Origin of the sequence: Kocuria oxytropis, assembly GCF_040981195.1 — a bacterium.
Lineage (GTDB): Bacteria > Actinomycetota > Actinomycetes > Actinomycetales > Micrococcaceae > Kocuria > Kocuria oxytropis.
In genome coordinates, this window is record NZ_JAVFXA010000033.1 from 1 (window position 1) to 11141 (window position 11141).

Annotated in this window: 6 protein-coding genes; 2 read left to right on the forward strand and 4 right to left on the reverse strand. The window is 72.6% G+C overall.

Annotated features, from left to right (window positions below):
• Positions 1-849: 849 nt before the first annotated feature.
• Together QYM41_RS17195 and QYM41_RS17200 are read right to left on the reverse strand one after the other, a co-directional pair.
• On the reverse strand, positions 850-2358 hold the full coding sequence (locus QYM41_RS17195; protein ID WP_368800995.1) for a glycosyltransferase family 39 protein: 1509 nt from the start codon (positions 2356-2358) through the stop codon (positions 850-852).
• A 524-nt stretch (positions 2359-2882) separates the two neighbouring features.
• Positions 2883-4952 carry a calcineurin-like phosphoesterase C-terminal domain-containing protein gene (locus tag QYM41_RS17200; RefSeq protein ID WP_368800996.1) on the reverse strand — a complete coding sequence of 690 codons (2070 nt, stop codon included), beginning with the start codon at positions 4950-4952 and terminating at the stop codon, positions 2883-2885.
• 367 nt (positions 4953-5319) lie between these two features.
• On the opposite strand from QYM41_RS17200, the gene QYM41_RS17205 reads away from it, so the two are divergent.
• Together QYM41_RS17205 and QYM41_RS17210 are read left to right on the forward strand one after the other, a co-directional pair.
• Positions 5320-7992, forward strand: coding sequence for a galactose oxidase early set domain-containing protein (locus tag QYM41_RS17205; protein ID WP_368800997.1), 2673 nt, complete (start codon positions 5320-5322; stop codon positions 7990-7992).
• Entirely contained in the window at positions 7989-8771 is a 783-nt protein-coding gene (locus tag QYM41_RS17210) for a hypothetical protein (protein ID WP_368800998.1), read from the forward strand. The genes QYM41_RS17205 and QYM41_RS17210 overlap by 4 nt, the downstream gene beginning before the upstream one ends.
• Positions 8772-9123: 352 nt before the next feature.
• Here the strand turns inward: QYM41_RS17210 and QYM41_RS17215 are convergent, their stop codons facing one another.
• Together QYM41_RS17215 and QYM41_RS17220 are read right to left on the reverse strand one after the other, a co-directional pair.
• Positions 9124-10836, reverse strand: a complete 1713-nt coding sequence (locus QYM41_RS17215; RefSeq protein ID WP_368800999.1) for an ArnT family glycosyltransferase — start codon at positions 10834-10836, stop codon at positions 9124-9126.
• 32 nt (positions 10837-10868) lie between these two features.
• The coding region (locus tag QYM41_RS17220; protein ID WP_368801000.1) for a hypothetical protein at positions 10869-11141 on the reverse strand (273 nt) is incomplete at its 5' end.

Consider the following 11141-nt stretch of genomic DNA (forward strand, 5'->3'; position numbering starts at 1 on the left):
CCACCAGGCATAGGTGTTCAGGTACAGCGTGGACGTCGCGATCGCGAACAACACCAGAGCGATGAGCACGATGAGGACAGAGAACAGCAGTTCAGGCATGGATTTCCCCCGGAGTGGCTGACGGTCGGCCCGGCGGCATGTGGCACCGGGGTCGAGCGCCCGTTCGGCCGTACGGTCGGCGCGAGCCGCGCGGGGGCGGCGGACCGGACGGGTGTGGCGGAGCGGTGGAGCGTGACGGGCCCGGTCGGGCCGGACCCGGCCCGTCCCCCGACAGGCCGGCCGGCCGGGGCGCTGCCCGGGCTGTCCGTGGCTCCAGGTTGCCAGAGCAATCAGGAGCCCCGGTAGTCGGCGGAGAGCGGCACTCCCCCCGTTTCTCAGTTGAAAAGTCATGCACTCCGCCACGCCGAGAGGGGCGCGCCGGATCGACGCCGCGACGGCGTGGCGCTTCCAGAGGTGTTCCGTCGGCCGTTCTGGTGCAGGACCGTTCGCATCTGTCCCCCGAAGCGCCGACAAGGTGATTTTCAGCCATCGACGCTCTGTTACGCCGTGTTGAGTGTGGAAACACGGCCGGGACGGTCTTTTCCGGCCTCGGACGTCCCCGCGCGCGGTCACCCCGCCCGCCGGCGCCGAGCGGGCCGAGCAGCGCGGGTCGACGGCGCCGCAGGGCGGATATCCGTCGTTTGCATGGTGTTCACGGTCCGGAAACGTGGCGGACCGCACGGCGTCGTGGGGGCGGAGCCGCTCGTGCTCGTGGCTCCGCGCCCCAGGGGTGAGCCCAGAACGTCGGCGCCGCCCCGGGCGCGCATTGCGCGGGGCGGCGCCGACGGCCGGAGGAGGGCGTCTCCGGGATCAGTCCGTCAGCGCGTAGACGTACCACTCCGCTGTGCTGCCCCACGCGGGGACCGTGGGCGGTGCGGAGACGAGCTCGTAGTCGGGGCTGTTCGCCACGGCCTCGCTGAGGACCTGCACCTGCGGTTCCAGCGCGGGGTTCCCGGAGACGTCCGCGGACCAGATGATCATCCGGTAGGTGCCGTCCGCCACGGCCTGCCGGAGGGCCTGCGGGTCGTCGGCCGCCAGGTCGCCGGGTGCGGTCCACTGCAGGTCCGGGTGCTCGTTCCACAGGTGGTACTTCAGCGGCAGCGGGTGCGTGGCGAAGTACCGGCCCGGCTGCGGGTCCTGGGACTCGACGAGCTCGACCACGGGGGCCACGCTCGGCCACTGGTACAGCGCCTGAGCCCGGACGAGCCCGGTGGCCAGCAGCACGACCACCAGGACGGCCAGCACGACCCCGCGCATCCCCGGGCCGGCGAGGCCCGCCAGCGCCTGGCCCGCGAGCGGGGCCAGGAAGAGCGCGGAGTAGGCCATGTGCTTCTCGAAGGACACGGACTCGCCCAGGTGCAGCTGGCTCAGCACCAGGCCGAAGGCCCCGGCCAGCAGGGCCAGGAGCAGCAGCGCCGAGCGCCACGAGCGGACGACGAAGAAGCCGCCCACCAGCGCCAGCGCGGTCAGCAGGCCGATGTCCTGCAGGGCGAGGTCGACCAGGTGCGAGGCCGACGCCGGTGCCAGGGCCTCACGGGAGGTCGTGGTGAACTCGACGCCGGCCCGCACCTCCGCACCAGCACGGGCCCAGAGGACACCGAGGGCCGCCGCGGCCACGGCGGCCGTGGTCAGCACCCGGATCACCTGGCGCCCGGACCTGCGCGGGCGGGCCGTGAAGAGCACCGCCAGCAGCACCACGGGGATGAAGGCGGCCCCGGTGTACTTGACCACCGCCGCCGCGGCGAGGGCCAGCCCCGCCACCGCCGCCGACGGGTACGAGCGCCGCGTCACCCCGAGATACAGCGCGAGGGCCAGCAGCAGCAGGCACAGCGCGTCGAAGGTGGCCAGGGCGCTGACGAAGACCACCGGGCCGGTCACCGCGAAGGCGAGGGCGGCCAGGTCCCCGGCCGTCCGGCCGAACAGGTGCCGCGCGGTTGCCCGGACGCAGAGCATGGCGACCACGACACAGGCCAGGCTGAAGGCCCGCACCAGCGCCAGGCCGCCGAGCTCGTCGAGGAGCCCCGCCAGGAGGGGATAGGCCAGGGGCGCGCCCGAGAAATAGAAGCCGTAGTCCTCCACCTCGGCGCCGGTGCGCAGGTGGTCGAGGAGGTCCCGGCCGGCCTGGACGTAGAGTGCCTCGTCCTCGAACGCCGTGTTGCCGAGCCGCAGTGAGAGCAGCACCTGGAGCAGGACCAGGAGGGGTACCGCCAGCCGCTGGATCCACTGGGCTGCCCGCGTCCCCGCGTGACCCGTGGCCGGGGCCGCCCGCGGCGCGGCGGGGGGTGGGTGGAGGGGACGGATGATCTGGGACGTGCTCATGGTGTGCTCTCCTCGCACGGGCCGTGTCGGCGGACGTGGGCCGTCCGGGCCGCCCGGCATGTCTGGGATGGCTGTGAACCGCACAGGGACGGGGGTCGTAGGGTCCGGCGCTCCCGGCCGGCGCCGGGGAGCGGGAACGAGGGCCGTTCCTCCGGGGCAGGCGGTGCTGCGTCCGATGGTCGGTGGGTCAGGCTCCCGCGCCGCAGGGCCGCGGCGGGCATCGAGGTCGACGCCGGAGCGGGCCGCCAGAGGAAATGCTGGCAAAGCTGGGCGCGGGTGTCATCCGCCCCGTCAGGTGCCTTCCGGCCCCTGCCCATGCAAAAGAATCCTGTGACCGTGTGCGACCGATGCCCCCGGAGCTCCGGCGGCCGATCTTCGCAGGCCTCCGGAGCCGGGCTTCCGGCTCCTGCCGAACGTCCGTCCGGATCGTCCGGCTCGGGTCGGTGCCCGGAAGCCTCTACGCACGGACGGGGGCCCGGCCGGACGATCCGGCCGGGCCCCCGCTTCGCCGTCGGGCGGTTCGGTCAGCCCTCGAAGACGTCGGTGCGGAAGGCCATCTGCGGGCGCTCCTCGACGACCTCGAAGGTCAGCCACTCGGTGGTCTCCCGGCCGTGGCGGTCCGTGGCCGTGACCTCCGCGGTGTGCACCCCGGGCTCCAGGTCCGCGGGGAGCTCCAGCTGCCACAGGTGGGTCATGGTCTGGGCGATGTTGTTGCCCGGGCGCGGGGCGGAGGGACCGAACTGCGCGCCGTCGAAGGCCTGGAAGCCCTGGGCGTCCTCGTTCCCGGAGGTGGACTCGAAGGCGTGCCGGGCGACCATCAGCTGCCGGGTCGCGGCGTAGGGGTCGGCCACCTCGGCGCCCTGGACCTTCTCCTCGCCGGCGCCGGGCTGCGTGTGGGTGGCCTCCAGCGGCTCCCCGCCGTCGATGGACATGGTCACGCGGGTCTCCCGGGTGCCGTTCCACACGTTGGCGGACAGCTGCGTGCCACCGGCCAGGTCCTCTGGGGTGACCATGTCGGGGTCCCCGAGGTCGTTGATGTTCACCGGGGGCACGGCCTCCCAGTCGCCCCGGTTGGCCTCGCGCCACTCGAAGAGGGTGCCGTACCACTCACGCCAGTAAGGGGAGTTCACGGCCAGGCCCATCTGGTCCCCGGGGCGGCCGGTCGCGGAGAAGCTCTCCTGGTACTCGGCGCCCTGCAGGTCCAGGGTGAAGTACCCGGGCAGTGCGCCGTCGCGCTGGATCGCCATGGGCACGCCGTCGATGTTGAGGTCCCCGGTGTACCAGTCCCCGGAGGGGGCGCCGGCCACGATGTGCTGGAACGGGATCTCCTCGACGCCCACGGCCTCCTGCCACTCGGCGAGGGAGGTGCCTGCCGTCATGTTCTCCACCGAGTGGGTGTGCCCCGAGAAGGACACCGCCTTGCGGCCCTCGAGCAGGGCGTAGAGCTCGGTGACGTCGTCGGTCTGGTGCTTGGTGGACGAGGCGTCCGCGTGGGAGACCAGCGGGATGTGGGTGGCGATCACCACGAGCTTGTCCTCCGGCACGTGCTTCAGGTCCGCCTCGATCCAGGCCATGGTCTCCTCGCCGAGGACGCCGTTGTACTGCGGGTCGTTCTCGGGGTCGGTGCACTGCTCGTGCTTGCCGTCGGCGTTCTCCTCGGGCTGGCAGGGGTAGGAGACGTTGTTGAGGCCGATGACGTGCATCTCGCCGATGTCGTAGGAGAAGCTCTCCGGGCCGATGTGCTGCTTGAAGGTGTCGAAGGACTCCTCCGGGTCGGTCGAGTCGATGTCGTAGTCGTGGTTTCCCGGGATCGCGCGGATCGGGGCGCCGGCGCCGGAGAGATTCTCCTTCAGCCGTGGGTACAGGCCGAGGTCGTCGCCGGCCACGTCGCCCAGCAGCAGCAGGCCGCAGTCCTCCAGGTCCTGGCGGGCGGCGAGCTCGCGTACCAGGCCGGTGCGGGCGAAGCTGATCTCCCGGTTGGAGTAGGTCTGCACGTCGCCCAGGAAACCGCAGGTCTGCTCCGGGTGGGCGCTGTCCTTGTTGCGGGCCAGCGGGAAGTTCACCGCGGCCGGCACGGCGCCGGTGGCCTCGAGGCCACCGAAGCGCAGGTCCTGGGCGGTGCCCTCGGGCTTGTGGTGGTAGAAGAACTGGGCGAAGTTCGTCTCGTCCACCGGGGTGTCCCAACCGGCGGGCTTGGTGACGAACACCGTCTGTCCCGCCTCCAGCGGCAGCTCCCAGTGCCCGTCCTTGTCGGTGCGCACCACGTCCCGGCCGTTGGACACCGTGACGCCCTTCAGTCCGTGCTCGTGGTCCTGCTGGACGCTGTCCCGGTTGCGGTCGTCGAAGACGTGGCCGCTGACGACGTCCTCCTTGCCGTCCTGGTCGTGGCCGTCGCGGAGAATTTCCGGTCCGCCCACGTAGTCGGTGGAGTCGATCTGTGCTTGGTGCTGGGTCTGGACGGTCCCGGCGTCGGCGGAGTCCGCCGGGGCGGGCTCCGTGCCGGCGGCGGGCAGGGCGAACACGGTCGCCGGGGCCAGGACGGCCAGGGCGGTGGTACCGGTCAGGACGAGTCTGCGCAGCTGCGGAACAGCCATGGGGTCCCCCTCGAGGATCGTTCGGGCGCGACACGCTCAACCTAGGAGTCCGCTGTGAAATGCATGACAGCAAGAATAAAAGCCCAGGTGAACCGGGGGTGACGGGGACGAGTGACCGTTCGGCGAGGCCCCCGATCTGCTCCGATCCGGACGGTTGCACTCCCGGGGCCGTCGATCTGTCCATCCCCACATCTGCGGACAGAATTTGATCACGGTCCCCCCACGCGCTGACTAGTATCGATCCCGAGGCATTCGCAAATGCGACTGCCCAGGTTCGGCCGGTCCGGCCGGCCTGAGGACCTGACCGTTGCCGGGGATCGCAGCCGTCGGGTCCGCGCTCCGCCGGTGGGGGACACGGAGGATCCGAATGCACCAGCACGACCACCGCACGTCCGAGCTCGGACGTGCGGCAATCAATTTCCGGGGCGGCTCCCGGCCCGGGCTGGACCGCCGGCGCTCCAGGCTGCACCGGCCCGCGTGGGTGCTCGCCTCCCTCGTCTCGGGCTCGGCCGTGGTGCTGGCGTCCACGGGCGCCACCGGGGCCGTCGCCGCCCTTCCGTCCGCGGTCCAGGTGCCCATGGCACCGACCGGGGCCGAGACCACGGAGGAGCTGGTGGTCAACGGTTCCCTCGCCCAGGGCGAGGCAAGCCCGGACTGCTTCTTCACGGCGGGCTGGGGCGAGCGCACGGTGCAGGGCGAGCTGAGCACGGACGTACCGGCGGGCTCGGTGACGGGTGCCCGTTCCCACGTTCTGCAGGTCAGCGGGCACGTCTCGGGTGACGCAAAGCTCCTTCCGTCCGAGGCCGCCGGCTGCGCGCCGACCGTGGTGCCCGGCGAGAGCTACGACCTGTCCATCGACTACCGGTCCACCAGCGAGCGCAACTCGCTGACCGTGTTCGTGCACACCGCGACCGGCTGGCAGTACCACACCGACCTCAAGACCCTGCCGGCGAGCGCGGGCTGGACCACGGCCGAGGCGCAGCTGACGAACTTGCCCGCGGGCGTGGACCGGGTCTCCTTCGGCATCTCCCTCTCGGGCGACGGCGAGCTGCGCACCACCAACTACTCGCTGCGCCAGACCCCGCCCCCGCCGCCCGCGCCCGGGGACGGCGAGCTGGTCGTCAACGGCGCGCTCGCCGAGGGCGCCGGCGTGCCCTCCTGCTTCCTGCCCACGGGATGGGGGGACCGCACGGTCAACCAGGAGCTGAGCACCGACGTCCCGGCCGGTTCCGCCCCCGGCACCCGCTCCTACGCCGTGGAGGTCGCGGCCTACCAGTCGGGCGACGCCAAGCTGATCCAGGCGGAGACGGAGGGCTGCGCCCCGGACGTCGTCGCCGGGCAGAGCTACGACCTGTCCGTCGACTACAAGTCCACGACCGATCGGAACTCCGTGACCGTCTTCGCGCACACCGCGGACGGTTGGCAGTACTACACGGACCTCAAGATGCTCCCGCCCAGCGCCGAGTGGACCACCGCGCAGGCTCGGATCGAGAACGTCCCGGCGGGCATCGACCGGCTGTCCTTCGGGATCTCGCTCTCCGGCGACGGCGAGCTGCGGACGACCAACTACTCGCTGCGCCCGGTGGAGCAGGAGCCGGCCCCCGCGGCCGGCGCGCCCGAGCTCGTGGGCCGCTGGGACGTCCTGGAGACGGACCTGCCGATCCGCGCGATCCACTCGACCCTGCTGCACGACGGCCGGCTGCTGCTCATCGCCGGTTCCGGCAACGACGGCAGCCTCTTCGCGTCCGGCTCCTTCCGCGCCGTGGTGCTGGACCCGGACACCGGCGCCTTCAAGGAGATCCCGGTGCCGTACGACATGTTCTGCGCCGGGCACGTCACCCTGCCGGACGGCAAGGTGCTCCTGGCCGGCGGCACGGCCGCCTTCCCGTCCGAGAACGAGGGGCCGAACACCTTCCGCGGTTCCGACCAGAGCTACTACTTCGATCCCGCGGACGACTCCTTCCACCGCACGGCCGACATGACGGGGGCCCACTGGTACCCGTCGCTGACCAAGCTCGGCAACGGGGACGTCTGGGCTGCCGGAGGCCTCGACGAGAAGGCCGAGGGCACGGTGCTCACCGAGATCTTCGACACCTCCACGCTGAGCTGGCTGCCGCAGAACCAGGTGCCGCAGACCTGGAGCTACTGGGGCACCTACCCGCACATGTTCCTGCTCGACGACGGCAAGATGTTCTACACCGGTGCGCACACGTTCGGAAACGGCCTGCCCGGCACCGGGGCCTCGATCTACGACTGGACGACCGCGAAGATCTGGGACGTCCCCGGGCTGCGCGAGAAGGACCTGCGGGACCAGGCGGGCTCCGCGTTCATCGGGCCCGCGCAGGACCAGCGCCTGATGATCGTGGGCGGCGGGAACACGGACACGAACCTGCCGGCGACCAACCTCGTGGACATCATCGACCTCAACGCCGCGACACCCGCCTACGTGCCCGGACCGGACCTGCCGGGCCCGGGCAAGGCCTACGTCAACCTGGTGAACCTGCCCGACCGCACGGTGCTCGCCGCCAACGGCGCACAGTACAACCGGACCGGGGACGTGGCCACGGCGGCGCTGTACGACCCCGAGGCCAACGCCTGGACGTCCGTGGACCCGGACCCGGTGGGGCGCAACTACCATTCGTCGTCCATGCTGCTGCCGGACGGGCGCGTGGTGGTGCTCGGGTCCAACCCCGCGGACAACTCCTTCGAGTTCCGGATCTCCGTCTACAGCCCGCCGTACCTGTTCCAGGGCGAACGCCCCCAGCTGGTGCAGGCCCCGGAGCGCGCCGGCTACGGGGACGTCCTGGACCTGGGGGTGACGGGTGACGTGGTCTCGGCGTCGCTCATGGCTCCGATGTCCGCCACGCACCAGACGGACACCAACGCCCGGCTGGTCGACCTGCCGCTGGCGGGGGAGGGCGGCACCAGGACGGCCCAGGTGCCGGACAACCCCGACCTCCTGCCGCCCGGCCCGTACATGCTGACGGTGCTCGACGCCGCCGGCGTTCCCAGCGAAGCGAAGTGGGTGTGGATCTCGTGAGTGCACGCATGCGCGGCCGCCACAGGACGGCGGCCCTCGTCGGAGCCGCCCTGGTGGTACCCCTGGCGATCGGCACCGCGGTGGTCGCGGCCCCGCCGGACCCGGCGGACACGGTGCGCGGGACGACGACGGCCGCCGAGTGGAAACCCGCCCCGGCGGCGCAGACCAGCCCGGTTCCCGGCCACGCGTCCGGTGACGCCGACGGTGCTGACCGCGCGGTCGGTGCCGTGCGCGGCGCCGGGGCGGAGGACCGGGCCGTGGCCGACCCGGCGAGCCCGGGCGCCGCGGCAGGCGACGACCCGGCCGCCGCGGCTCGGCCCGGCGCCGATTCCGAGCAGGGCAGCAGCCTCGCCGAGGCCGCCGGCAGCGCCCGGCCCGCGGCGCAGGCGAAGCAGCCCGCCGCGAGCGGCCTCGCGCAGGTCGCCGGCCAGGACCACGGCCAGGACACGGCCGGGGCCCCCGCGGACCGCACGGAGGGATTGCGCCAGCGCGGCGCGGTGACGCCCGACCAGGCCCTCGCCGACGCCGCCGCACCCGGCGGGTGCCTCACGGAGTATGGGGAGGACGGCCAGTGCCTGCCGCAGGTGCCGCCCAGCCTGGCTCAGCACGTGCAGGACATGAAGAAGGCCGGGCTGGACCCGGCGTCCATGCCGCACGACTGGAGCTGCGAGGAGCTGCGCACGTTCTTCCCGGAGGGCATCCGCGTCCGGCAGGCCGGCGAGGACCCGCAGGACCTGGACACCGACCAGGATGGCGTCGCGTGCGGTGCCGGCGACTGACCCCGCGGCCGCGCCCGTGGCACGGCCACCGGGCCCCGCGCCACTGGATGCTGCGTCTGTGCGTCCGCCGCACGGTGTTCCGGGGTGCGGGCACGGTGGTGGGGTCCAGGGTCCGCTGCCGGGTCGGCGGACGCTGAGCCGGGCCGGCAGCACCTGACCCGCTGCGAAGAAGGGGCCCCGGACCGCGAAGTCGCCGGAAGGACCCGGCCGTCCACCAGGACGGCCGGGTCCTTCCGGTTTCCCGGGGTGCCGGCACGGGTCGTACTCGCCTCTCGGTGCGGGCGGCACGAGCACGAGACGGCCCCGTGGGCGGCTCGGGAAGGAGGCGCCCACGGGACCGGGGGTGACCGGGTCAGGGCTCGACGCGGTGCACGCTCCACTCGCCGAACCTCTGCACGGTCTCGGAGTTCTCCAGCGACTGCCGCACCGTGGCGAGCTCCAGCTCGTCGGCGGTGCGGTCGGTGGAGGGTCCCATGACCACCCACTCGACGTCCCGCCACCCGTCCGGGTGCTCCGTCAGGAACTGGGGATCGAGATCGGCCTTCTCGACCGCGACGGTCTCCCACGGGCCGTCCTGCCGCGCCTCGCTGAGATCCTGCCACAGCGCGTATGGCACGAGAACCGTGTCCTCGGCGGGGATGTTCTCCGTGGCCCACCGCAGGGTCGAGGACCAGTCCGTGTTGGCCTCCTCCTGCGCGAGCAGCGTTCGGTAGGAGGAGCTCCAGTGGGGCAGGGCGAGGAGCACGACGGTGGCCGCCAGGGCCACCGTGGCACCCGTGCGCATCCGGGCGCCGGTGCGCAGCTCCCGCACCGGGCGCACTCGCGCCAATCGGTCCACGACCCGGTCCAGGGCGACGCCGACCGACAGCGCCAGGAGCGGAACAGCACCGACGATGTACATCGCGGGGAGGTAGCCGTCGGGCGAGAGCACCGGCACGGCGAAGCAGGCGAGGCCGATGGGCAGCCAGGCCGTGGTGCGACGGGTCGCGGCCACGAGCGCGGCCACCACTCCGGCCAGGATGAGGAACGTGTCGTAGTAGAGCCAGCCCTGCAGCAACTCGGCGCGGGCGGAGCCCTCGGTCCAGAGGGAGCCGGAGCCGGTGCGGGTCACGAACTGGTGGATGACGGCGTCCTGGAGGGACACGTGGCCGGGCGAGCGGAAGAGCTCCCAGTTCAGGAGGGCCATGAGCGGATAGAACGCGAGGACGAGCCCGCCGACCACGAGGAAGCCCACCACCGAGAACACGCGGTTCGACCAGGCCCGCTGGTTCAGCAGGGCGGCCAGGAGCGAGGGACCGAAGATCGCCATGGTCTCCTTGGAGAGAACCGCCAGGGCGAAGAAGATGCCGGCGCCGATGTGATGCCACAGCGCCTTGCGGCTGTTCAGCGCCAGGTAGAAGGCGAGGAGCAGCCACGGGAGGCCGACGTTGTCCAGGAAGACCTGGCGGCCGGCCGTGAGGAACAGCGGGGAGAGGAGCACCAGCGTCCCCGCCAGCGCGGACAGCGGTCGGCGCAGTCCCAGCCGGGTGCCGATCAGGTAGGTCAGCAGCACGGTGGCCACGAAGAACGGGACGATCGCGAAGCGCGTGGCTCCCACGTAGGTGCCGTCCCCCAGAACCAGCAGCTTGGGCAGCCAGGCCAGCAGCCCCATCTGGATCCAGCCAAGCGGGGGGTGGTCGTACTGATAGGTGTACGGCGCCAGGTCACCCTCGAGCACACTGAACGCCTGCGCGGCATAGGTGCCCTCGTCGTCGACGTACTCGGACGCCCCGGTGAGGTTCCAGGTCCCGAGGAGCACCGCGGCGAGGCCGAGGGCGGCGATCGTGAGGCGGTGGGACCAGGCGGGGCCGAGGAGACCGCGGCGCCGCCCCGCCGGGGGCGGGGCGGGCAGGGCCAGCGCCGGTCCGGGCCACTCCGGGGCCGGCGCGATCGGCGCCGCGGCGGGGTCGGGCCGTTCAGGAGCCGGGTCGGGCAGTGCCGGGGCCGGGTGGGGCCGCGCCGGGGTGGTGCGCGGCGACGCCGCGCGGCGGAGGGTCGTGCCGGGCGTCGTCGGAGTACTGTCCACGGGTGTTTCCTCCAGGGTCGGGCCGAGGGGTGTCATACGACCCCCTCGGCCAGTGCCGTACCGGTTCCGGGGGCGTCCAGCAGCCGGGCCTGCGCAGGGTGGAGCGTCCGGTTCGCCGCGGCCGCGGCGGCGTCCGCCGTGGTGTCCACAGCGGTGTCGGCCGTGGTGGCCGCCACCTCGCCGTGCACCACGCGCGGGTGGTGGAGGTAGCGGGCGAAGAACGCTGCGACGAGCCCGAAGCGCAGTGCGGCGAGCTGGCGCAGGAAGCGGGTGCCTTCGGTGAACGAGGCCTTGGACTGCCCGGC